The 22,338-nt window shown below is 60.2% G+C and carries 20 protein-coding genes; 10 read left to right on the top strand and 10 right to left on the bottom strand.

The window, feature by feature from the left end; translation table 11 throughout:
- Position 1: 1 nt before the first annotated feature.
- The 3 genes from K3759_RS10605 to K3759_RS10595 all read right to left on the bottom strand — a co-directional run bounded on the left by K3759_RS10605 (position 2) and on the right by K3759_RS10595 (position 4,952).
- Positions 2 to 1,108, bottom strand: coding sequence for an AI-2E family transporter (locus tag K3759_RS10605; RefSeq protein ID WP_259981688.1), 1,107 nt, complete (start codon positions 1,106 to 1,108; stop codon positions 2 to 4).
- 116 nt (positions 1,109 to 1,224) lie between these two features.
- The gene (locus K3759_RS10600; protein WP_259981687.1) at positions 1,225 to 3,825 is read right to left on the bottom strand and encodes an AAA family ATPase; all 2,601 of its coding nucleotides are present in this window, start codon (positions 3,823 to 3,825) and stop codon (positions 1,225 to 1,227) included.
- Positions 3,822 to 4,952: a DNA repair exonuclease gene (locus K3759_RS10595; RefSeq protein WP_259981686.1), complete on the bottom strand. Its 1,131-nt coding sequence runs from the start codon at positions 4,950 to 4,952 to the stop codon at positions 3,822 to 3,824. The genes K3759_RS10600 and K3759_RS10595 overlap by 4 nt, the downstream gene beginning before the upstream one ends.
- A 426-nt stretch (positions 4,953 to 5,378) precedes the next feature.
- Here K3759_RS10595 and K3759_RS10590 point away from each other — a divergent pair, with 426 nt between their 5' ends.
- A complete protein-coding gene (locus K3759_RS10590) occupies positions 5,379 to 8,249 on the top strand; it encodes a response regulator (protein ID WP_259981685.1) in 2,871 nt (956 codons plus the stop codon).
- A gap of 195 nt (positions 8,250 to 8,444) precedes the next feature.
- Here the strand turns inward: K3759_RS10590 and K3759_RS10585 are convergent, their stop codons facing one another.
- Positions 8,445 to 8,870, bottom strand: a complete 426-nt coding sequence (locus K3759_RS10585; protein WP_259981684.1) for a c-type cytochrome — start codon at positions 8,868 to 8,870, stop codon at positions 8,445 to 8,447.
- Entirely contained in the window at positions 8,867 to 10,165 is a 1,299-nt protein-coding gene (locus K3759_RS10580) for a multicopper oxidase family protein (protein WP_259981683.1), read from the bottom strand. Before K3759_RS10580 ends, K3759_RS10585 begins: the two co-directional genes overlap by 4 nt.
- Positions 10,166 to 10,579: 414 nt before the next feature.
- Here K3759_RS10580 and K3759_RS20290 point away from each other — a divergent pair, with 414 nt between their 5' ends.
- The 3 genes from K3759_RS20290 (at position 10,580) to K3759_RS10565 (ending at position 12,833) form a co-directional block, all read left to right on the top strand.
- Entirely contained in the window at positions 10,580 to 10,891 is a 312-nt protein-coding gene (locus K3759_RS20290) for a hypothetical protein (protein WP_409202482.1), read from the top strand.
- Between the two features lie 34 nt (positions 10,892 to 10,925).
- Complete coding sequence (locus K3759_RS10570) at positions 10,926 to 11,714, top strand: alpha/beta fold hydrolase (protein ID WP_259981680.1); 789 nt, start codon at positions 10,926 to 10,928, stop codon at positions 11,712 to 11,714.
- Between the two features lie 156 nt (positions 11,715 to 11,870).
- Positions 11,871 to 12,833: a HAMP domain-containing sensor histidine kinase gene (locus K3759_RS10565; RefSeq protein WP_259981678.1), complete on the top strand. Its 963-nt coding sequence runs from the start codon at positions 11,871 to 11,873 to the stop codon at positions 12,831 to 12,833.
- A gap of 192 nt (positions 12,834 to 13,025) precedes the next feature.
- Here K3759_RS10565 and K3759_RS10560 read toward each other — a convergent pair whose 3' ends face one another.
- Both K3759_RS10560 and K3759_RS10555 read right to left on the bottom strand, forming a co-directional pair.
- A complete protein-coding gene (locus tag K3759_RS10560; protein WP_259981677.1) occupies positions 13,026 to 13,880 on the bottom strand; it encodes a YdiY family protein in 855 nt (284 codons plus the stop codon).
- A 126-nt stretch (positions 13,881 to 14,006) separates the two neighbouring features.
- Complete coding sequence (locus K3759_RS10555; RefSeq protein WP_259981676.1) at positions 14,007 to 14,936, bottom strand: LysR family transcriptional regulator; 930 nt, start codon at positions 14,934 to 14,936, stop codon at positions 14,007 to 14,009.
- A 120-nt stretch (positions 14,937 to 15,056) separates the two neighbouring features.
- Here K3759_RS10555 and K3759_RS10550 point away from each other — a divergent pair, with 120 nt between their 5' ends.
- Positions 15,057 to 15,251: a hypothetical protein gene (locus tag K3759_RS10550; protein ID WP_259981675.1), complete on the top strand. Its 195-nt coding sequence runs from the start codon at positions 15,057 to 15,059 to the stop codon at positions 15,249 to 15,251.
- Positions 15,252 to 15,727: 476 nt separating this feature from the next.
- Here the strand turns inward: K3759_RS10550 and K3759_RS10545 are convergent, their stop codons facing one another.
- Positions 15,728 to 15,913, bottom strand: coding sequence for a hypothetical protein (locus K3759_RS10545; RefSeq protein WP_259981674.1), 186 nt, complete (start codon positions 15,911 to 15,913; stop codon positions 15,728 to 15,730).
- A 247-nt stretch (positions 15,914 to 16,160) separates the two neighbouring features.
- Here K3759_RS10545 and K3759_RS10540 point away from each other — a divergent pair, with 247 nt between their 5' ends.
- Positions 16,161 to 16,424, top strand: a complete 264-nt coding sequence (locus K3759_RS10540) for a DUF3253 domain-containing protein (RefSeq protein WP_259981673.1) — start codon at positions 16,161 to 16,163, stop codon at positions 16,422 to 16,424.
- Here the strand turns inward: K3759_RS10540 and K3759_RS10535 are convergent.
- Positions 16,421 to 16,741 carry a hypothetical protein gene (locus K3759_RS10535; protein WP_259981672.1) on the bottom strand — a complete coding sequence of 107 codons (321 nt, stop codon included), beginning with the start codon at positions 16,739 to 16,741 and terminating at the stop codon, positions 16,421 to 16,423. The two genes, K3759_RS10540 and K3759_RS10535, sit on opposite strands and share 4 nt — an antisense overlap.
- A gap of 344 nt (positions 16,742 to 17,085) precedes the next feature.
- Between K3759_RS10535 and K3759_RS10530 the strand changes: the two genes are divergently transcribed.
- The 4 genes from K3759_RS10530 to dusA all read left to right on the top strand — a co-directional run bounded on the left by K3759_RS10530 (position 17,086) and on the right by dusA (position 21,082).
- The gene (locus K3759_RS10530) at positions 17,086 to 17,502 is read left to right on the top strand and encodes a CopG family transcriptional regulator (RefSeq protein WP_259981671.1); all 417 of its coding nucleotides are present in this window, start codon (positions 17,086 to 17,088) and stop codon (positions 17,500 to 17,502) included.
- 30 nt (positions 17,503 to 17,532) lie between these two features.
- Positions 17,533 to 18,600, top strand: coding sequence for a PHB depolymerase family esterase (locus K3759_RS10525; RefSeq protein ID WP_259981670.1), 1,068 nt, complete (start codon positions 17,533 to 17,535; stop codon positions 18,598 to 18,600).
- Position 18,601: 1 nt separating this feature from the next.
- Positions 18,602 to 19,723 (top strand): C45 family autoproteolytic acyltransferase/hydolase, encoded by a 1,122-nt coding sequence (locus K3759_RS10520; RefSeq protein WP_259981669.1) that lies wholly within the window; start codon positions 18,602 to 18,604, stop codon positions 19,721 to 19,723.
- Positions 19,724 to 20,119: 396 nt separating this feature from the next.
- The gene (gene dusA, locus K3759_RS10515) at positions 20,120 to 21,082 is read left to right on the top strand and encodes a tRNA dihydrouridine(20/20a) synthase DusA (protein WP_259985620.1); all 963 of its coding nucleotides are present in this window, start codon (positions 20,120 to 20,122) and stop codon (positions 21,080 to 21,082) included.
- Positions 21,083 to 21,084: 2 nt separating this feature from the next.
- Here dusA and K3759_RS10510 read toward each other — a convergent pair whose 3' ends face one another.
- The gene (locus K3759_RS10510) at positions 21,085 to 22,272 is read right to left on the bottom strand and encodes a multidrug effflux MFS transporter (RefSeq protein ID WP_259981668.1); all 1,188 of its coding nucleotides are present in this window, start codon (positions 22,270 to 22,272) and stop codon (positions 21,085 to 21,087) included.
- Positions 22,273 to 22,338 lie beyond the last annotated feature (66 nt).

Here is a 22,338-nt window from a genome sequence, read left to right as displayed (position 1 = left end):
TTCAGGCAGCAGGCTTCTCCGCGGCGGCTTCATCCGCCGCGGAGGCTGTGATTTCGGGATTGGATTTGTCCAAGAAGTTCCCGATCATATTGAGCGCGGTGACGTTCTCACAAATCACCTTGAAGACCACAAGGAAGGGCACCGCAACAAGCGCGCCCGCAATCCCCCAAAGCCAGCCCCAAAACACAACGGTGAGGAACACGGCAACCGTGTTTAGCTCCAACCGACGCCCCACCAAATAGGGCGTGATAAACTGCCCCTCGATTCCGGTCAGGATCTGATAGCCAATGGGCGCAAGGATCGCATAGCCGAGGCTGTCAAAGGTGGCGATGGCATAGGCCCCGACCAGCACTGCACCGATGACTCCGCCGATATAGGGCAGGAAGTTCAACAAGAACGCTGCCATGCCCCAGACGTAGGGGACCGGCATTCCAAGGGCGAAGAGATACAGACCCACGGAGATGCCGAGACCCGCGTTGATGACGGTGATGGTCAGCAGATAGCGCGACACGCGGCGTTCAACGTCGTAGACCGCCTTTAGCGCGCGTTTCTTGCCGGTAAAGGTTTGAAACGACTGTACCAGTTTGAGGTAGAACAGATCGCCCGAAGCCAGCAGGAAGAGTGCCAGCACCAGTGCCACGGCCACAGTGCCGCCGATCCGCGCGCCGGTGGTCATCGCATTGTCGAGAAGGCCGGGTTGTTTGACCACCACTTCTTCCGCAGCACCGGCACCATTCTCTGACGTGATTTGTTCGACCTGCTCTGTGGCGGAGCGGACATTTTCAACGGTCTGCACCCAGCCCTGCAATTTGCGCCGTATCTCATTGCCAAGCGATGGAATTTCATCGGCCCAAGTGGCCACGGTGCCAGCCGAAAGACCGGCCAGCACAAAGATGATCAGCCCAACAAAGCCAATCAACATCACAGCCCCCAAGGGCGGCGCGATGCCAAGTTTCTCTAACGAACGGATCAAGGGGCTGAGCGTGAGGGCGAGGAGGAAGCCAAGCAAGATCGGCAGCAGCAGATCCTTGGCGAAATAGGCGGTCACGAAGAGGGCAATCATTACCAGCACTTCCAACAGCCGTCTGATCGCAGCGATATCGCTCAAAATCTTCCCCCCATATGCCCTGCGCAGATGCTAGGAAGCCAACGCGTCAAAGGGGGAAAGGTTCAACTGTAAAAGCTGAATGGGGCTCCGTACCGGCGAATATGATCGTTGGCGTGTTACGCCTCGACCGCTTGCAGCCGCAAAGCTTGTCCTCCGAGCGCGCGGAAGGCGCGCTGGCGGCAGGTCAGAACGATGATCTGCATATCGGCCGCCTGCCGGTGCAGCGCGTCGAACATCCGCTCAATCCGGTCGTCGTCGGTAAAGACCAGCGCGTCGTCCAAGATCACCGGGGCGATGCGCCCGGCACGTGCCAGCATCCGGGCAAAGGCGAGCCGTACCAGCAGTGCCACCTGCTCCTGCGTCCCTCCCGAGAGCATGTCAATCGGCTCTTCCCGACCGCCCCGGATCAGCGCATGGGGCAAGAGCGATTCCTCTCCCCATGTCAGTTCTGCGTCAGGCCAAAGAAGTTGCAAAAGCGGTTTGAGTTCTTTCACGATGGGGGTGAAATAACGTTCCCGCGCTTCGTTCCGAGCATTTTGAAGTGCAGCCTCCAGCCGGGTGAGCACAGCGACCTCATGCGTGAGCCTAGCGAGGGTTTCTTCTGCGGCCTGCAATTGCTCTTGGGTCTCGGCCAGCCGTTCCTCCACCGCGTCGCCAGAGGCGCGGGTGATGCGTTCGCTGAGCCGGGCGAGCAGCGGGCGCAAACGGGCAATTTCATCGCGCGCTTGAGTTTCCACCGATTCCGCGCGGGTGAGGGCGGCCTGAAGGCTGGTTGCGTCCGGCGCGTCTTTCGCCTTTTCAGCGTGGCTCAGGCGCGCAGCCTCCAGCGCAGCGGCGGTGGTGACGGATTGGGCCGCGAGGTCTTCCTCCGTGAGGTCACCCAGTTTGGCCTGCTGCGCTTCGGCCCGCTGCAAACGGTCGGTGAGCGAGGTCAGCTGCGCTTCGTTGCGCGCCGCGTCGGCCTTGGCATCCGCCAGCGCTTCGGCAGCCGTCTCACGGGCGATACGGCAAGTTTCATGTTCGGACTGAGCGCTTTGCAGCGTGGCTTCGGCAGCCTCAAGATCAGGTGCCTCGGCTTCCTCTGCCGGTGTCGGAATGGTGGCGAGCGCTTGGTGCAGCGCGTCGATCCCATCAGGGGCAAGGCTGGCCAGAACGGCTTTGGCTTCACCCTGACGGGCGGCAGCTTCAGCTCGGGCGGCGGCGGCGGTGCGGGCAGCGGTCAGATCAGCCGCGCCGACTTTGTCTAGGGCGGCCTGTAGTCTGGCGGCGGCGGCCTCAACCGTGCCGTCCTCTTGCCCGCCGGTGCCGGGGTGGATTTCCAAGCTGCCGATACCGTCAATCCGCAAGGTGGTACTGCGCGGGAGCGGGAGCGGCGTGCCGTCGGCCAATGGGCCGCTTTCAGCATGGATCGCACCCGATTGACCGGGCGCGTAGCGCATGATCACTTGGGTTGCGGTGGCATCGCGTGCAGCGCGGCTGGCGGAAAGTTCGGCGGACAGGGTTTCAAGGCGTTGCAGCGCGGCGGCCTCGGGTCCCGATTTGGCCGCAGCAGTGGCTGTCTCCATCCGGTGACGGGCCTCTTCGGCCTCTTTGATCCGGGCCTCAAGGGCGCGGCGGCGGTCTGCCCCGTCGCGGGCGGCAACTGCGCGCAGGGCGCTGCGGCGCTGGTCTTCGGCGGATTGCAACGCTGTGCGGGCCTGCCCGGCAGCGACCTCAGCGACCTCCAGTGCCGTGCGGCGATCAGACAGGGCAGCACGTGCGGCCTCCGTGGCTTTGCGGGCCAGCGCTTCTTCGGATCGGGCGGCTTTCTGTTCGGCTTCTGCGGCGCGGTAATTGTCGAGCCGTGTTGTGGCCCTTTCGGCGTTTAGCCGGGCAAGATCCACAGCGCGGGCAAGGGCTTCAAGTTCCTCTGCGTGGCGCATGGCAGCGGCATGGGCGGTGCGCGCGGTTTCAAGTTTCTGGCGGCGCTCCTCAACGACCTCAGGCGTTTCCAACTCGGCCAAGGCTCGTCGGGCGCGCTGCCGTTCGGCCAGTGCGTCTTGCAACTCCCGCGCGGTGCTGGCGAGATGGTCACGCTCAGTGCTCAGCGTCTCGACCCGATCCTGCGCCTCTTTCCACGGGCCGCCCGTGCGGGGCCGCCCGGTGCTGGTCGCGTAATGGGCAAGCTCTTCCCGACATTGGGCCAGCGCCTTGTCCATGCGCCGCCCACCGGTCATGGCCTCCACCTCGGCCCCGACCGAGGTCATCAAATCGCGCCGCGCCTCGAGCGCCAGCTTTTCCTCTTTGGTGGAGCCGCCGGTGAGTGCAGTCATCCCCTGTCGGACCCAGATCAGCCCAGACGGCCCGCCGGCATCACCGCCCAATAGTTGCGCGATCCACGCCTCGGCCTCATCCGCCTGTGCGATCAGCATGCCGTTCCGGTGAACGGTGGCGAGGGGTTTTTGAAACCAGCGCTTAAAAACGACAAAGCGCCCCTCGTCAGTCTCCACCTCAATGGTCACCTCAGGTGCGCCGCCCGCATGGGGGCGCAGGGCGGCCACGTCTTTATCGCGCGAGCCGTAGGGTTTGAAGAACAAAGCCTGTATCGCGTCAAAGAGGGTGGATTTGCCGTGTTCATTCGGCTCGCTCAATACGTTGATGCCGTCGCCGATCCCCACCACCTGCGCAGGGTCGGTAAAGCGGCGGACATTGTTAAGGGTGATGGCGCGGATTTTCATGCTTTCGCTCCCTGCACATAGGCATGCAGCCGGGCAAGAGCGTCGGCGGCCACGTCGCGTTCGGCCTGCGAGAGGGTCTCGGCTTCCGCTTCCGCGACCAACGCCTCAGCGGCCAGCCGCAGCGCGCCACCACGGTCGATCTCATCAAGGTCACCGGCCTCATATTGCGTGGCCAGCGCCTCTGTCACCAGATCGAAATGGGCAAAATCCGGCGCGCAGGCTTCGGCGGCGCGGGCAAGATCTGCCCGGTCCGGCAGACCCGCCCAGCCACTGGCCGTGACGCGCAGCAGGTGATCCCGCCGACCTGTGGCGGGCAAGAGAGCCTGCAACGCCGCGGCGGCATCTTGTCTGGGGTGAAGCTGAAGCTCAGCCTCCGACCACAGGAAGATGCCGGTCTCGACCTCTGCCACCTCCGGCGCGGCATTCGGGCCTGCGATGCCCACCGCAAGGCAGACGCCGCGGCGCCCATGTTTGAACCGGTCTTGCTCGGGCGTGCCGCAGTAGTGCACCCGGTCAGAAACAGCCATCCGCCCGTGCCAATCGCCAAGGGCCAGATAATCGAGCCGTGCGCGTCGGTCCCGATCCGGCGCAATCGCATCGCCGCTTTCGGTGAAATCCGTGACCCCGCCATGGGCAAGGCCGATCCGCAGATGCCCTTCCGGGCTTTGCATATGATCCAACGGTGCGCTCGGATCGCTGGCGCCCGCGCGAAAAGCGATGGGGCAGGGCAGCAGCGTCGCCCCTTCGGCCATTTCGACTGGGGCAGCATCGGTCAAGGCACGCAGGTTTGCAGGCGCGTCGCGGCGTATCGCGTCCCACAAGGGTTCCGCATCGCGCAGGTTGTCGTGGTTGCCGGGCAAGAGCCACCATGTGATGCCCGCCTCTTCGCCCATCGCGGTCAACGCTTGCCGTACCACGGCGGGCGACGGGGTGGCGGTGTCGAATGTATCGCCCGCCAGCAGCACATGCACGGCCCCATGATCGCGCGCCGCTTGCGCGAGCTTGGCAATGGCCCCATGACGCGCTTCCATCAAACGCCCACGAATATTGCCGTCAGGCGGTTGCGGGATATTCGCGAATTTGCGCCCGATATGCAGATCAGAAGCGTGGATGAAGCGGAATGTCATGCGGTTGTCCTGAATGGCTTGGGGCGCGGCACTCGGCGAGTATGCGGCAAATGGCAAAGGTTCTTTTGAATGCTAGGCAGCACGGGGCGGAGAGTTGCACCGGCCCCATTCATCGCAAACTGGGCGCGGAGTTCAAGGTGTTGCAAAATCTGCGCGGAAAGCTGGTGCCGCCCGTCTTGCGACCTACATCATTTTCTACCGCGTCCAAAAGGCTGTGGTTTCACATTGCCCTGTCCCGCATGATTCGAGATACGATGATATTTCCAGAACCAACCGCAAAATTCCGATGCTGCTTTTGTTTTGGCCTGTGCCTCCGACAGGGTAGGGCATCACAACCGTTCTTGCCTGCCAACGGAAAGCAGGTTTGAATGCGCATCACCAGCCTTCTACCAGCATTTCCCTTTTAGAAACGTAGATTTACACACGATGAACCACGACTTCGAAAAAATCCTCCAAGCCGCGCCGTCGCCCTTCGTGTTGCTGGACAAAGAGCTTCGGGTGGTCTGGGCGAATGACGCCTACCTCAAGGTTACCGACCGGCAGGCTGACAGGCTTTTCGGTAAAGTGATCACCGAAGAATTCCCTTCCGATCCGGAAAGTGAATCTGGTCGAATGCTCCGCGCTTCCTTCGAGCGGGTGTTTCGCGATGGCATTGCCGATCACCTTCCTGTCATTCCCTATCCGATCTCCGACGCGGAGGGCAAAACCGAGGACCGCTATTGGAGTGCGACCCACACGCCGATCTCCGGGGCGGATGGCGAGGTTGAGTTTATTCTGCAGCACACGCAGGACATTACCGACATCTATACCGCAGAGACCCCCGGCGAGGGGATCGCCGGTTCCGCCCAAGTCGATGTATTGCGCCGTGCGCATCAGGTGACACAGCAAAACCTTGAGTTGGATTCCGGTATCAGCCTGTTCAAAATGATTTTTGAACAGGCGCCGAACTTCATGGTCACCCTCATGGGGCCGAACCATGTGTTCCGCACGGCCAACGCGGCCTATATGCAACTCGTGGGCCAGCGCGATCTGATTGGACGGCCAGTGCGCGAGGCTGTGCCAGAGATCGCAGGGCAAGGCTTTTTCGAACTGCTGGATGAAGTCTACCGCACCGGTAAGGCGGTGAGCCAGAACGGCGCCGAGGCATGGGTGCAACGCAACCCCGACGGTCCGGCGGAACGTGTCTTTGTCGACTTCGTATTTCAACCGCTCGACAATGTGCGGGGGCAGACCATTGGCATTATGATCCAAGGCCATGACGTCACCGCGCAAAAGGTGGCTGAAGCGCATCTGCGCGAAGCCGAAGAACGCTTTCGCACCATGGCGCATACCATGCCGGTGCATGTCTGGACCGCGACGGCAGACGGGCATTTGGATTGGATCAGCGATCAGGTCTATGCCTACTCCGGAGCCGAGAAGGGCAGTCTGGTGGGGGATAATTGGGTGGAGATCGTACACCCGGATGACCGCGGAGCGTCGACATCAACCTGGGCACAGGCGGTGGATACGCAGTCGATCTACGAAACTGAGTTTCGCCTGCGCCGCGCCGATGGGACCTATTGCTGGCATCTGGTGCGGGCCGCGCCGATCAGGGACGATCAGGGCACTCTCCTCCGCTGGGTGGGGACGAACTCAGACATTCATGAGCAAAAAGAACTGGCGCGGCAATTGGCGGATCTGAACACCTCGCTGGAGGAACGGGTCGAGAAGCGCAACCGCGAGCTAGAAGAACTTCATGACCGTCTGGCGCAGAGCCAGCGGGTCGAGGCTGTCGGCAATCTTGCCGGAGGCATTGCTCATGATTTCAACAACCTGCTGCAGGTGATGACCGGCAGCCTGACCATGGCCGCGCGTGAAATCTCGGCTGATTCCCCTGCGCGGGTGCGGCTTGATGCGGCCATGCGCGCGGTGGAACGCGGCGCGTCGCTTTCCTCGCAACTGCTGGCCTTCAGCCGTCGACAGCCGCTGCAGCCGCGCTCTATCGACCTGCGGGATCTCTTAACTGATATCGACGATATCTTGCGCAGCGCTTTGGGCGATGGGATGGACGTTGCCATCGACGCGCCCGACGTTCTCTGGCCGGCCTATGTCGATGCCGCAAGTACCCAGAACGCGGTGCTGAACCTCGTGATCAACTCTCGGGACGCGATGGAGGGGCGTGGCAAGCTGAAGATCGCCATTGCGAACCGGCATTTCGGTCCCGAGGACTTGTTGGGAGAGCCCGACATGGTGGCGGGAGATTACGTCGAGGTAAAGGTTATCGACGAAGGGCCGGGCATTCCGGCAGAGACGCTCGACAAGGTTTTCGACCCATTCTTTACGACCAAGCCCGTGGGCAAGGGCACCGGGCTGGGGCTGTCGACCGTATACGGTTTCGCGCGGCAATCGGGGGGGCGGGTAACCATCAACAGCCGCCCCGGTGCGGGCACCACCGTGACGCTGCTTCTGCCCCGTGCACAATCGGCGGCAGAGCCTTTGCAATGGCATGATCCGTCGGACATCTCCGGGGGGAATGAGATCGTGTTGCTGGTCGAAGACGACGCCGAGGTGCGCGATGCTACCGCAGCCCTGCTGTCTGATCTCGGCTATCATGTGCGCACCGCCGAAGATCCGACTGCCGCCCTAGAAGTTGCCCGGCAGGAGCCGGAGTTCGACCTGTTGGTCTCAGATGTGGTCATGCCCGGTGAGCTTAGCAGCCGCGATATGGCGCAGACCCTTCAGACCGAGCGACCCGATCTGCCAATCCTTTTCATTTCGGGCTATTCGCGTGATGCAATTGTGCGCGATGGCCGGGTGGATGCCGGGGTGCAGTTCCTTGCCAAGCCCTTTACCAAGGACGCTTTGGCGATCAAGGTGCGCGACGCTTTAGCGTCGGCCCCCACGGTTGCTGATAGGGCAGCGGAAGAGGCGCATGACCGCCCCTGCCGTGTATTGCTATGCGAAGATGACGCGCTGATCCGGTTGGATCTGGCGGATATCCTGCACAGTCTGGGGACTGAGGTGACAGAGACAGCCTCGGGGCAGGAGACATTGGACAAGTTGCAATCGGGCCAATACGACGCGCTGCTGATTGACGTGGGCCTGCCGGATATCTCAGGCGAAGAGGTCGCGACCCGCGTGCGCAAACAGCATCCCGACATGCCCATCATCTTTGCCACGGGCCAGGCCGAAGTGGCCACGGCCGCGACCCTAGGCCGCTGCGCCGTGGTTCAGAAACCTTTCGGAGACCGCGACCTCGCCCGCGCCCTTGCGAGCTTGGGTATCCTATCTCAAGCAGAAACGGCCACGGCGCTTTGAGACGGGCGCAGGCCCGTGTGCGGTAAACTGCTCAACTGCGAGAATAGACAGTCTCCTTCCGGGTATGTCTATCCTCGCGGTTGGATGTGTCTTGGAAAGCTCATCGGCAAGGTTAGCGACGTAGATGACGCGGACGCAGGGAAACGATTGCGCTACCCCTGACTGGGGTCGCCTGCGCCGTATTTCAGATAACCTTCAATGCGGCCGGTTGCGGCTAGCCTGAGAGGCCTGTTCGCGCGGCGGCCAGGTCGATCTGATATAGGCAAGGATGTCCCAGATTTCGTCATCTGTAAGTGCGTCGCCGAAGGCTGGCATGCCGCTGTTGAAATCTTCGATGCCGCGTGCCGCCAATGCGGCTTTGCCCCCGAGTTTGGTGTATTCGAACAGCAATAGGTTGTCGTGATGCCAGGTATGGCCCGTTGCATCATGCGGAGGGGCTGGCAGTATACCGTCCTCATCGGGCGTACGCCAATCGGGCTGGCCTTCGAGGTCAGCGCCATGACAGGCTGCACAGGCCTCGTCATAGAGCGCGCGACCCGCAACGATGTCGCGCCGGTCAAGTTCGTGGTCTGCCTGCGCAGATGTGGTCATGGCAAGGGTAACGAGCGCAAAACGTATCATCCCACGGTCACCCATGTGCGCATCCCCCCGATAGCGTGGCTCAGCATATGGCAATGGATCAACCAGCGGCCTGGGTTGTCGAAAACGCAAAGGATATCGCGGCTTTCACCCGCGGCTACGAGGGACGTATCGCGCAGGTCTCCGAGACTGCCGTCGGATGCCAGCTCATAAAAGTGGTGACCGTGCAGATGGATGCCATGGGGGAATGCGGTGTCGTTGACGAGAGTGATGCGCAGCGTTTCGCCCCGTTCAATAGAGGCAAAAGGCGCGTCCGGCAGGTCTGAGACATCGTTGAATGACCAGATATTTGCACCGCCGTGCCGACCCCCCATAGCGCCTCCCATCATGGTCAGTGTTAACTGCTGGGTTTGGTCGCCCGGCGTCGGCAGGTTTGGCGCTGCGAGCGGCACAATCGGTTCGGGCTTCCGGTCCGTATTCCGGCCAGAAACTGCGAGATCAGCCAATCGGTAAGGCCCCTGACGAGAGAGCATGTCAAAGCTCACAGGCCCCGTAATATCGACGATCAAATCTGCCCGTTGAGCGGGCGCGAGGATAAGGTCGGACAGCCCACGCGGCTTACGCAATGCCATACCATCCAATGCGACAACCGACCCGGCGACGCCTGCAAGGGTCAGCGGGAAGATGCGATTGGTGGCCGCGTTAATAAGGCGGAACCGGACGCGGTCCCCTTGTTTCACTTCGGCCTGCGATAAGAATGCACGGGCATAGTTGCCCATATAGCCTGCGTGGGCCACGCTGTGCATGTCAGTGAATTTATCTGCAAGGCTGCCATCTTCGTTTACGATCCAGTCAGACAGCACGACGGTGATGTCGTGATCCACATCCGGGGGCTGATCGTCCTCGACGATTAGGGGGCCCATCATGCCCCGTGCGACCTGCTCCTGCGATATGTAGTGCGAGTGATACCAATAGGTCCCCGCATCAGGCGGCACGAAGCTGTAGGTCTTAATGGCTCCGGGGTTGATAAGGTCCTGTGTCAGCACCGGGACCCCGTCCATTCGGTTCTCAAGCCGAATGCCGTGCCAATGGACGGCGGTGCCTTCCTCCAGCCTGTTCTCAACGTCGATCGCGATACGCTCCCCCCGCTTTAACCTGAGTTCTGGCCCGGGCATCGACCCATTGAAGCCCAGCATCGCAGTGGTGCCATCGCCCTTGGGAAGGATCTGTTGGGTGACAGCCTCGGCTGTCAACTTCAGCGGGGCCGCAGCGGCGGAGGCCGATATCGGCAGGATCGCCAAGGCCGAGACGCTGGCGAGAAACTCTCTTCTATTCATGTCATGCCTCACCGAAAAGATTGTAGGGGCCGCTGCGTAGCAGTGCTTTATTGCGAGGGAACATAGGGGGCGTAGCCGCCGTTTCCAACGCTTGTGGGGCAAGCGCGCGACAGCGCACAGATACATCGGGCCGCGCTGTCCGCGCGATACTGAGTGGATCGAGATGAAAGGCCATCATGTGCCTTGCCCATATGGACGTTTCTACTTCTGCATATCACTGCGCGCATCCATTGGCACTAAAACCTTGTACATCCGGTCCTCTATGAATGTGCTGAGCAACTCCCTGCGCCCTTTCCTCCGGTCCGCGACGAACTGGATTTCTTGGCCTGCCTTCCTATTGACGGTCAGCGCCTCATCGGGTTGGAGAGGCAGCTTCGTGGCGTCATGCGGATGGTGGAATGAGGCCGCTATTGCGTGAACGTTCTGGTACAAACCGGCACCGTCCGGTCCGCGCCGCGCGCAGAGGAGCGATTGGTAATCGAGGACCGCGCCAACCACTATACGATAAAGGCGATCCTGTCCGGTGACCGCGATGAGCAGCGGGAGAAGCTTCATGAGTTGGTCGCGCTGTTGGAAAAGCGCGCGAAGAGGAGGGCGGGTAACGTAGAAGATGCCGCATTTAGGGCTGCGTATGAATGGAGCCAGAAATCCGCCAGAATCTTACAAAGTTTTCCGCTCCGACTGCGCACTTTCCTCCGCCCCGCTTGTCTTCGACTTTACCAATGAGATACGGTGCTGCCTAAGCTGTCAGGAGTTCCCCTTGTCCACGCTCGAACGCAATAATGTCAGGGTTGCTGGCGCAGGAAACCGGCCGATGGTTTTTGCGCATGGGTTCGGCTGCGACCAATCGATGTGGCGTCACGTCGCGCCTGAGTTTGAGGCGGATTTCAAGGTCGTGACCTTCGACTACATTGGCGCTGGCGGGTCGGATTGGAGCGCGTACGACCCAGCCAAATATGCAACGCTTGACGGCTATGCAGAAGACATAGTCGAAATCGGGCGCGAGCTTGATCTGCGAGACGCCATTCTGGTGGGACATTCGGTAAGCGCCATGATTGCCGCCTTGGCGACGATCCGCGCGCCTGAATTGTTCAGTGACTTGATCATGGTCTGCCCCTCACCGCACTATCTGAATGATGGAAGTTATCGGGGCGGTTTTAGCGCGCCGGATATCGAGCAACTCATTGCATCGCTGGAAGAAAACCCATTGGCATGGTCTGCCTCTATGGCCCCTGCGATTATGGGAAATCCTGATCGGCCCGAGTTGGGCGAGGAACTAACCGCAAGCTTTTGCCGCCTCGACCCCCGCATCGCGAGTGACTTCGCAAAAGCGCTATTCACTGCCGACAATCGACCCGATTTGCCGAAAATACCAGCGCGCACGCTAATCCTCCAGTGCCGCAATGACATTCTCGCCTCCGAAAACATAGGCGCGTACGTCCGAGACAATGTCGCTGACAGCCAACTTGCGGTACTGAACGCATCTGGGCACTGTCCCCATCTGAGCGCCCCGGACCAAGTCATCTCCGCGATGCAGGGCTTCCTTTAGATGTCGTCGGACAATGCCAAGGCGGCACCCGGCGAATGGTTTGATGCCGCCCCCTGCGGCTACATCTCCATCGATGCAGAAGGGCGTATCCAAACTGCGAACCCGAAGCTCTCTGACTGGCTCGCCACCCCCGGTTCAGCGATTGTCGGGACCCATGTGACCGCGCTTTTCAGCATCGCAAGTCGCGTCGTATTCGAAACCAGCGTGCTCCCGCTTCTTCATCTACATGGTGAAGTTTCGGGGGTCAGCCTGGACCTATCCTCTCGCACTGGTGAGAACATTCCCGTTATGATCAGCGCAACCGCGCGCGGCACAGGCCAAAGTCGGATGACCCAAATGGTCCTTCTCAGGTCAGAGCGGCGGCGCAATTTCGAACGCGACCTGCTGGAGGCCCGGGCCGAGACCGAAGCGCGTTTGTCGATCGCTCAAAAACAAGGCGAATTGCGCGAACAGTTTGTGGCCATCTTGGGTCACGATCTTCGAAATCCTGTGGCTGCCTTTTACGCAGGCATCCGCGCCCTTTCCCGGAACCCTCCGAAAGACAAGAAGGCAGAGCTTTTGCAGCTCATGCAGGGCAGCGTTCATCGCATGGAGCGCCTTATTGAAAACGTTCTCGATTACGCGCGGGAACGCTTGGGCAGCGGGATAGAACTTGATCTGGGGGTGGGCGATCTTGAACCCGCGATCCGACAGGCCGTCGAAGAATTGCGTGCGGTACATCCCGACAGGGACCTTAAACTGAGTTTGAACATCGGGCACGATGTCGAATGCGATGCGCAGCGTATCGGGCAGTTGGTCTCGAATCTTCTTGGCAATGCGCTGACGCATGGCGACACAGAGCGCCCTGTCACCGTGGACGCCGTAACTTTTGCGAACAACGGGTTGAAAATCAACGTGTGCAATCACGGCCCGCAAATTTCGGCAGAGACGCAGAAAAGGCTGTTTGATCCATTCGACCGAGGAGATGAAAGTAACTATCGCAAGGGGCTGGGACTGGGTCTTCACATCGCGTCAGAGATTGCCAAGGCGCATCATGGAGGCATGAGTATCCAGTCTGACGAGGATGTAACGTGCTTTACCTTTCAGATGTCTTCCGGTGACGCGCCCGGCAGAGATTGATCATCTTGTTTCCTCCCTATGGGTTAGGGCAACCAAGTGCCAATCCAGACGATCTTACCAACGGAAATCTTGCCCAGCTGCGGTGCTTTTTCTGACGCTCAAAGCAAAAACAGAGAACGGGTTTCCCCATTCTCTGTTCAGATTGGCCGTTGGTAGTACGAGGTAGTACCTACCTATGGCGTCGCTTTGTATTTAGAAGCCCATCACCAGCGACAGGCCGATGGTGTTGTCGGTCGACTTGAGGCCGGCAGTCGGATCGGTGTTGTAGTCCGTACGATAGCTGACACGTGTCGAGAGGTTGTTGGACACCTTGAAATTGACGCCAGCATCGTTCGAAACGATCGTGTTTGTTTCAGAGCCAAGAACGTCGGTGTCATTGGTAAACGAAACCGTGTCGGTCAGCGCATAGTAGTAGCGCGAAGACACGATAAAACCGACTTCGGTGTCAGAATCGCCGGTCGCGTCTTTGTAGTAACGGGCACCGGGGCCAGCCTGAACGCGCCAAGTGTGGTTCGGCTCGCTCAGCACGCGGTAGCCGGGACCAAAGCCGAGGAAGGCGTCGGTTTCCGAACCGGGCAGGATGGTGCCAGAGTTGTCGGTCAGCAGCCCGTCATATTGGAAGCGGCCAATCCCGAACATGTAGAATTCTGGCGTGAAGTAGCGGCTGGCCTCATAGGTGCCAAAGAACTTCTCTTCGTTCTTTGTGCCATTTGCTTCGCCATATTCTACCGCAAAGCCGATAAGGTGGTTCCAGTCGCCGATGCCATAGGTCAAGCGGCCCGCACCGGCCACTTCACCGTTGTCGGTGTTGCCTGAGGTGCCAGAGGCTGTCAGCGCAAAAGACCCGCGCCAGCCCTGTGCCACACCATTGGGCCCAAAGCGGTCAGCATCTTCGCCGCGGCGCTGGTCGCGCTCAACCTGCGTTGTGATATCGTCGATTTCATCATTCAGCGCGGTCACGCCGGTCAATGTGCTTTGGGCTGATACAGGTGCAGCGATGATCAGCGCCAGAGTCGAAACGGTGGCAAGTTTTGCGAGAGTGTTCATGGGTCAATCCTTCCCCAAAAGAAGTGATCCGAACCGGGACTGGTTCGAAGGCATCTCTGCTGGGTGCGGGTGTACCTCTGTCGACGTCGTGAGGATAATTCGAATGAATTATAGATAAAACGATAATTACTCGTTTGTGATTTGGGGTGCAAAGGCGGGTTCGTAATCTTCCATGGTGGACAATTCGTCCACAAGAGATTCTTGGTCCTTTTCAGCCGCCTGTACGACGACCTTCAATGTAGAGCGCGCCAACTCTGCCAGCTCTTCGTCAATATCGTCCCGCCAAACCACCCAAGAGGGGTAGGGAAACCGTGGCGCATCCGCCACAACGTGCAATTTTTCTTCGCTCAAATAGCGTTTGACCGATCTGGCCGGCAGGAAACCTGCGGCGCGTCGGTTGACGATATACTCCATCGAAAGAGCACCCAGAGCCAGCGAGCGCCCGGAATCGGTGAGGTGAGGCAGGGCGACCGCAAGGGCATGGGTGAACTCCGGCCCCCATTCAACAGAGACGTAATCTGTGAGGTTGTCCAGCGTTGCGTCGGGGTAGGAGGCCACGAGGATCAGCTCATCGTCCAAGGCGGGTTCGACGATCAGACCGGGCCGAAGCTGAGGCGTATAAAGGAGCGCCGCTTGAATAACCCCTTCGACTAGAAAGCGGGTGATGCGATCCGTCATGCCCACCTCGGCATGCACGCTCAACTCGGGCATCGTGGTCTGAAGCGCATCAAGCCAACGAAAGCCCAAGCCGGGCCAAAGCGAATACTGCGCCCCGATGCTGAGTGCCCGGGAATAGCCCTCCGGGATGGAAATCTTCTGCCGCGCTTCTTCCCAGATCTTTAAAAGGCTCAGGGCATAGGGTTCGAACTGCTGGCCCTCAGCCGTTAAAATCGCGCCCGCTTTTGAGCGGGTGAACAACTGATGCCCCAAACTGTCCTCAAGGCGCTGAATGCGCAGGCTGATGGCCGACTGCGTCACAAAAAGCCGATCCCGCGCCGCCACGAAGGAACCGGTGTTGGCAACCTCAAGGAAGGTCTTGATCAGTGTTATGTCCATCAATCATCCATAAGTGTATCGCGTCTCAAGCATCATTCTTATTCGTTATTAGAATTACATCAATGCATTTATGTAGGGATCAGCAAGGCGAAAGCACGAGATGAGAAAAGGAACCTGACTATGTTGAATGCAAAAGCAGTACTTACCGCCGCAATGATCAGCGCGCTGGCCGCTGTCTCTGCCTGCTCCACGGAACAGGTCGTGGACAACACCGTGGGGGCAACCGGTTTCGTCGCCAAAACCGCGGTCAAAGGCACGGTCGGCGCAGGTCGACTGGCGGTTAAAGGGGTGAAGAAGGTTTCAAGGACCGAGTAAATTGGGACGCTCGATACTATAGAATACTTGCTTGAACGGCGCGCTGAAAGGCGGGCCGTTTTTCATAGGTTTTCGATGAGTGGGGGCAATTTTTGGGGGATGCGTGCCGAGGACAAGCAACTCCGGAGCGTTTCGAGTTTGAACGCCCTAAACGACATTGATCCCGCGTTCACGACATGCTGCGCGCCGGGGAGACAACTGCTTTCGGTAAGCCACATATGAGGGATTAGGAATTGCAGAGGGTTTGTGAGGCGTGTTTCCTCGGGTGCTTAACGCCATCCGGGCCACTAACCGTTGATGGGTGAGGGGGCACCAAAGACCTTGCCAAAACGTCTAGAGCTGCCGCGACTGGCTGATCGCTGCGCCTTTCGTCCCGAGCGGGGAGGCTTCGATATACGACCAGTGAAAAACGCGCCGACCAACTTTCAGCCGACCAACTTTCAGACGGTCTCAGTAAGGCTGACGGCGCGTGTTAGTTAAGCCGACTTCGACGGTTTGGGCTCACGAGCCTGCTCTTGCTTTAGTCGGGCTTCTCGCAGCCGAGCGGTCTTTTTCTGTCGCTGGCTTGTTTCCTTATCAATGATTTCTATCGCGGCGGCACTGGTGCGCTCGGCGATTGTCTCGCGTTTCGAAGGTTCTTGAAGGGATTTGGGAACAGTCATCTGGGTCTCTCTCATCTGGCACCGAAAGCTCTTGCGCGGAAAATTTATCGCGCGGTACTCAAACAACCTAGCCCGCGGGAGCCAAAAGGAAACGGACCTGCATGACATGAGGCAGAAGAACTTAAATGGCCTCGTTGATGTTTGAAACGCCCTCCAGCGTCTGCGCTCTTGCTGTCAGAGTAGCCAAACTCTGGACTTGGCGGCACATTCTATATTGATATTACCCTATGCCACATGAGGTCCCCTGATGAACTCTGAGCGTATTTCTGCAGCGATCGTCGACCTTGCAGAAGCGCGGGGAGCGGATAAGACCATTTGCCCCTCCGAAGTTGCCCGACATCTTGGTGGGCAGGATGAGGCGACATGGCGGCCTTTGATGGATCCCATTCGTGAACAGGCCATTCGGCTGGAAGGTGAAGGGGCGATTGTGATCAAGCAGGGTGGTGAGCGCGTCGATCCCAAGTCGTTCAACGGCATCTACCGCATTGCCATTGCCAAGAGCAAAAGCTAATCCCCCGCAAGGCTGCGCCACCACGCGGCGTAGGGTGTATTCTTTGGGTGATGGCGGTTCACGTCTGGCGCACCGTCATTCCACCAAACCGGGCCGCGTTCACCCAGTGCCACCTTGGCTGCCTGCACCCTGTCACGCGCTTTTCTAACGTCGTCCTCCGTTTTCGCGTTTTTCACCGCTGCGCGCGCCTGCATGAGGTCTTTGACACGCGCCACACGTTCTGCCTCGGGGAGGGCAGGATTGGTGCAACGCCATAGACGGTCCTTCACCAAAAAATACCGCCCATCCGGCGTCACCGGGTAGGAACTGCTGGCCATTGAAATCTCCGGAAATTGGTGGGGTGAGAGAGCGGTGCAGAACGAATGTCGGTAGTGTCCAAAATGGGGCCTGGCCCAAAGCTGCTTGCCTCCGGCTCAACAGTAGCAGGCCGTCTTTTCTCCACTCGGGCCGCCTTGATCGCGTTCATTCTGGTTTTCTCGCTCACTGCAAATCTGATCAAAGATTTAATTCGCGAAAGTAATGAGTAAATGCCGCGCTTTAGATGGCTCGGTGCCTACGGGTCTGGTTTCGGGACGCCCTTAAAGAGAACTTATCTGCAGGCCGACCTTGTTCCTGTGTCAAATAGCATCCATATACCATCCATACGGATGGAGAATCGACGATGAGCAATATTCGACACCTGCGTGAAAAGACGGCGGATAGTGAAAAGATCACGATCAACCTTGGCTATGTGGATTTGGGTCGGATCGACCTGCTTGTGCAGGAAGGCTTCTATTCAAACCGAAGCGATTTGATCCGCACAGCGATCCGCAACCAACTAGAGAGCCATGTTGAGGTGGTCAGCAAATCGCTTGAACGCCACACGATGGAGCTTGGTCTGCGCGATTATACGGTGGCCGATCTCGAAGCGCTTAAAGCGGCCGGAGAGGTGCTGCATGTCAAAGTGGTCGGACTGGCGCGAATTGCCTCGGACGTGACACCGCAACTGGCGCTCGACACCATCGGATCAATCACCGTGCTGGGGGCTCTACAGGCCAGCGCGGATATCAAAAAGGCACTCGCCGACCGCATCAAGTAAGAAGCGCACCCCATAACAAGGATGAACAAGATGAAACTCTTTAACACCGGTGCCATGCACCGGGTGAACAATGATGCACGCCTGACGGCTGCCAATGATCTGGTGCAACGCACCTTGGCGCAGCACGGTCTCGCCACGCCGACCGAGCTTGGGGAGGCGTCAGAACGGCCTGCCATGCAGTCCATCAGCGATCTTTTGTCAAAGCTGGGCGCCACGACCTCACAACCCGCGTCATCGGCGCCCGACATCCCCGTTGGGGCCAGTTTTCGCAGCGATACATTCTCCTGTCCGGCGGGCAGCCGCAGCTTCCGCACCTATATCCCTTCATCCGCCACGGAAAGCGCGCGTGGCGTCGTCGTTATGCTGCACGGCTGCACGCAAACGCCCGAGGATTTTGCCGCTGGCACCGGCATGAACCGTTTGGCCGAAGAGCATCGCTTCATCGTGGTTTACCCCGCCCAATCTCGGCGCAACAATACGCAGTCCTGCTGGAATTGGTTTAGTCGGGGGGATCAACGCCGCGGTGCGGGTGAGCCTGCGATCCTTGCGGGGATGGTGCAGCAGGTTTGCGCAACCCATGGCATTGCAAAAGACCGCACCTTTGTCGCGGGACTTTCCGCAGGCGCGGCCATGGCTGTCATTCTGGGTGAGACCTATCCCGACGTCTTTGCCGCCGTCGGCGTGCATTCCGGTCTGGCCTATGGGTCGGCAAAAGACGTGGCCTCTGCCTTTGCAGCCATGGCAGGGCCGACGGGAGCGCCCTTGCCGAAGAAATCGCAGATTCCGACAATTGTCTTCCACGGCACCTCGGACGCGACCGTTCATCCGTCGAACGGCGAGGCGGTGGTAAGGCAGGTTCAGGACATCGGGCCGGGCCAGACGCTTGAGACGGTCGAGCAGGGCAGCCATGGCGGAAGGTCCTATTCCGTCCTGCGTGCCGCGACAGCGGGCGGGGAGCCCACCCTTGAACATTGGACCGTCTCAGGTCTTGGCCACGCATGGTCGGGTGGCCAGGCGGAAGGGTCTTACACTGATCCCAAAGGCCCGGACGCCAGTGCGGAAATGGTCCGCTTTTTCTTTCAACGAAAGGAAGCTTGATATGACCCGGATGACACTGACCTTCGATGCCGTATCCGAAGCCACCCCCGGCTCCAAATGGGCATCCCGCTGGCAGCGGTCATGGCCCGCCTATAAGGCATGGTTCACGGCCCGCGGGGGCGACCAAGGCCCCTCCAGAGAGGACTGCCGCGCGGCCATGCAGCGTCATATGCCGGAGCTGCTCCCAATCTACGACCGGCTGGTATTGATCGCCGGCAGCTCGGACCGTGCAGCGCGGTTCCTGTCCACTTGGTGCCCGCCGACCTATCTGGGCGGCTGTTCACTTGCCGCCTTCGCGGACGCAAATGACGTCCGGCTGCTGCGCAACTATGACCTGTCGCCGGACCTCAACGAAGGCCTGCTGCTAAGGACGGAGTGGTCGGGCCGCGCTGTAATGGGGATGGTGGAGTTTCTTTGGGGCCTGTCTGACGGTATCAACGATGCGGGGCTTTCTGTGGCACTTGCCTATGGCGGACGGTCTGAGACAGGTCCCGGTTTTGGCGTGACCACGATCCTGCGCTACATATTGGAAACCTGCGACAGCGTGGCAGAGGCGCTAGAGATTTTGCGGCGTGTGCCGTCGCATATGGCCTATAATCTGGTGCTCGCCGATGCCTCGGGGCGCACGGCAAGCGTCGAACTTTCTCCGGGAGGTGGCGTGAGGGTGATGCCAAAGGCCATTGCCACAAATCACCAATCTGCACCGACCCGCGCCGACCGACCGAGTTTCACCCGCAGCTTTGAACGCCGCGCCCATCTGGACCGGCTTCGCGTCGCACCCGCCAGTCTCAATCGGGAGTTCCTCCGCGCTCCGCTTTTGCAGGATCGCTATGCGGAGGGTTTTGGCACCTTGTTCACCGCTGAATACAACCCAATCGCCCAGACTTTGGGGCTGACCCTGAAGGGGGAAAGATGGGACCAAAGTCTCGGTGCTTTTCAGGAGGGGCAGCGGATCGTAGATTACGGCAAGTCGGCGACGCTGGATGCCGCTGATACGGGTATGTCGGATAAATATGCCAGTGCAGACTGGGCTCAAGCCGCTCTGATCGACTGGGGCCAAGTGGCGCAAGACTACGCGGCGGGCAGAGGGAAAGAGATCGCGGCCTATCTACCGGCAGGCTGACTTGGGGTCGTAGATGACCAGCCTTCGCCGGTGTAAGGGTATCGTTGTCGGAAATTGGTTGCCCGGAATACCGGAACAGATTTCTGCCAGAGGTCAATTCACAAACCTTGCTGAAGTCGGTTCATCAGCAAAAGAATCGAGCGCTTGGATGTCGCTTCTTGCGCCAGTCAGACCTAGGGACAAACGCGACAGCCGGGGCCAGCCGAGCCTCATGAAGTGGCGGTGTCCTGTCAGCGCTGATGTGCTACATGGTTGCAATCCAGAATCGAAAGCCCCGGAAAACCGGGGTTTTTCCCGGTAAACTAAGGCCAGCGCACGGCAGTTGGCCCACTCGGTGTTGAGGCTAAGTTTTTGAGAAGTAACGTTGAAAAAGCCGCGCGCCTGTCGGTCGCCCCGATGATGGATTGGACCGACCGCCACTGCCGCTACCTCCATCGGCTGCTAAGCCGGGAGGCGCTTCTCTATACGGAGATGGTAACCGCCCCCGCTTTGGTGCGCGGCGGGGCGTTGCATTTGTTGGACCATGACCCAACTGAACATCCCGTGGCCCTCCAGCTTGGGGGATCGGACCCGGCAGAACTCGCGCAGGCGGCGCGGTTGGGGGCTGAGGCAGGCTATGATGAGATCAACCTTAACTGCGGCTGCCCGTCTGACCGGGTGCAATCGGGCGCGTTTGGCGCGGTGTTGATGCAGCAGCCGGGGCTGGTGGCAGATTGTGTCGATGCCATGCGCGCCGCCTGCGATGTTGAGGTCACGGTGAAATGCCGGATCGGGGTGGACGATCAGAACCCCGAAGAGATCCTGCCTGAGTTTCTGGCCCGTATCGTGGCGGCAGGCTGCACCCGCGTTACGATCCATGCACGCAAGGCGTGGTTGCAGGGGCTGAGCCCCAAGGAGAACCGCGATATTCCGCCGTTGGACTATGAACTCGTGCATCAGATGAAGGGGCTGTTCCCGAACCTGCATATCTCGGTCAATGGCGGGATCACCTCGCTTGATCAGGCCGAAGCCTTTCTCGACGCTGGTTTGGACGGTGTCATGGTGGGGCGCAGCGCTTATCACGCGCCGACCGACATCCTCGCCAGCGCGGATCGGCGCATCTTTGGGCAAGGCAAAGACAGCAGTGCAGAGGCGGCGGTGCAGGGGATGTTGCCCTATATCGAGGCGCATTTGGCGAGCGGCGGGCGTCTGGGGCAGATCACCCGGCATATGCTGGGTCTTTTCGCCGGGCGGCCCGGGGCGCGGCAGTGGCGGCGTATCCTGTCCGAAGGGGCGCATAAACCCGGCGCAGGGCCGGAATTGCTTGAGGCCGCCTTGGCCGAGGTCGCCGCGGCGCAGGAAATCGCCGCGGCGGGGTAGGGTTAAACGCTGGGCTCTGCCACTGGGCGGGGCCGCAGCAGTGCCAACGTGAGCAGGGCCGCCACCAGACCACAGGCCGCAATGGCGCCCAGCATCGGCGTGACAGTCCCGTCAAAGAACGGCCCGGCCAGCGCGATGGAAAGGCCACCTGCTACCATCTGCAAGGTGCCGCCCAGTGACGATGCAAGCCCCGCGATATCGCCGTGATCGTCCAGCGCCACGACCATGACCGTCGGCACCACCACGCCAAGGCAGGCATTGGCGCAGAACAGCCCCGCCATCACCAGATAGAGGCCCGGATCGGTTGTCAGCGCTGTGATAAAGATCGCGGCGGAGAAGAAGACGAAGCCCGCCACCCCGCGACGCACGAGGCTGCGCATGCCCCAGCGTTCACCAAGCCATCCCGCCAGTTGCGAAGCCGAGAAAAAGCCGACTGCATTGACCGCGAAGGCCAGCGAGAACCCCGTCGGCCCCAACCCGTATTGCCCGGTGTAGACGAAGGGCGCGAAGGCGATGAAGACAAAGAATGACCCCATAGCAAAGCCACCGATAAAGGTCAGCCCCATGAAGATCGGATCGCTCAGAAGCACCTTCGCCCCGCGCCAAAGGTTGCGCGGATTGATCCGCACACGGCGTTTGACGGGCAGCGTCTCGGGCTGGGCGAGGGCGGTCAGAGCCAGCGCGGCGATTGCCAGCACGCCCAGTGTCACGAAGATGCCGCGCCAATCGGCCAGCGCCATCACCGCGCTGCCCGCCAGAGGGGCCAACATCGGCGAGATTGAGATCACCAGCATCAGCATCGCCATCAACCGCGTAGCCTGCGTGCCGGTAAATTGGTCGCGGATGATCGCACGCGGCACCACCATCAGCACGGCACCTCCAAGCCCTTGCAGCGCCCGCCAGCCGGTCAATGCCGCCATCGTCGGCGCGAAGGCGGCCCCGAATGAGGCGATAACGAAGAGCACCAGCCCCACCATGATCGGCAGCTTGCGCCCCGCCTGATCGGCCCAAGGACCGTAGAAAAGCTGCCCTAGCCCGAAGGCGATGAAATAGGCGGAGATGGTCGCCTGAACCGCCGTCTCAGACGCGCCATAGCTGGCGGCGATAGCGGGCATGGCGGGCAGATACATGTCGATGGCGAAGGGGCCGACCAGCCCCAGCAACCCGAGAATGAGCGCTGAACGTAGCACGTGATGTCCTTTCGGATGGGATGGCCAGGGCCAAAGGGGGGAGGCGGCAAGCATAGACCAACGCTT

This window comes from Sulfitobacter sp. W027 (assembly GCF_025143985.1).
Taxonomy (GTDB): domain Bacteria; phylum Pseudomonadota; class Alphaproteobacteria; order Rhodobacterales; family Rhodobacteraceae; genus Sulfitobacter.
This window is presented reverse-complemented; position numbering and strand designations above follow the sequence as displayed.

Excerpts from the sequence above, each read along its gene's own strand:
- K3759_RS10585 (WP_259981684.1), bottom strand. The coding sequence starts at position 8,870 with ATGATACGTTTTGCGCTCGTTACCCTTGCCATGACCACATCTGCGCAG.
- K3759_RS10530 (WP_259981671.1), top strand. The coding sequence starts at position 17,086 with ATGAGCAATATTCGACACCTGCGTGAAAAGACGGCGGATAGTGAAAAG.
- K3759_RS10545 (WP_259981674.1), bottom strand. The coding sequence starts at position 15,913 with ATGACTGTTCCCAAATCCCTTCAAGAACCTTCGAAACGCGAGACAATC.
- K3759_RS10555 (WP_259981676.1), bottom strand. The coding sequence starts at position 14,936 with ATGGACATAACACTGATCAAGACCTTCCTTGAGGTTGCCAACACCGGT.
- K3759_RS10590 (WP_259981685.1), top strand. The coding sequence starts at position 5,379 with ATGAACCACGACTTCGAAAAAATCCTCCAAGCCGCGCCGTCGCCCTTC.
- K3759_RS10525 (WP_259981670.1), top strand. The coding sequence starts at position 17,533 with ATGAAACTCTTTAACACCGGTGCCATGCACCGGGTGAACAATGATGCA.
- K3759_RS10600 (WP_259981687.1), bottom strand. The coding sequence starts at position 3,825 with ATGAAAATCCGCGCCATCACCCTTAACAATGTCCGCCGCTTTACCGAC.
- dusA (WP_259985620.1), top strand. The coding sequence starts at position 20,120 with ATGATGGATTGGACCGACCGCCACTGCCGCTACCTCCATCGGCTGCTA.
- K3759_RS10550 (WP_259981675.1), top strand. The coding sequence starts at position 15,057 with ATGTTGAATGCAAAAGCAGTACTTACCGCCGCAATGATCAGCGCGCTG.
- K3759_RS10595 (WP_259981686.1), bottom strand. The coding sequence starts at position 4,952 with ATGACATTCCGCTTCATCCACGCTTCTGATCTGCATATCGGGCGCAAA.
- K3759_RS10535 (WP_259981672.1), bottom strand. The coding sequence starts at position 16,741 with ATGGCCAGCAGTTCCTACCCGGTGACGCCGGATGGGCGGTATTTTTTG.
- K3759_RS10580 (WP_259981683.1), bottom strand. The coding sequence starts at position 10,165 with ATGAATAGAAGAGAGTTTCTCGCCAGCGTCTCGGCCTTGGCGATCCTG.
- K3759_RS10560 (WP_259981677.1), bottom strand. The coding sequence starts at position 13,880 with ATGAACACTCTCGCAAAACTTGCCACCGTTTCGACTCTGGCGCTGATC.
- K3759_RS10540 (WP_259981673.1), top strand. The coding sequence starts at position 16,161 with ATGAACTCTGAGCGTATTTCTGCAGCGATCGTCGACCTTGCAGAAGCG.
- K3759_RS10520 (WP_259981669.1), top strand. The coding sequence starts at position 18,602 with ATGACCCGGATGACACTGACCTTCGATGCCGTATCCGAAGCCACCCCC.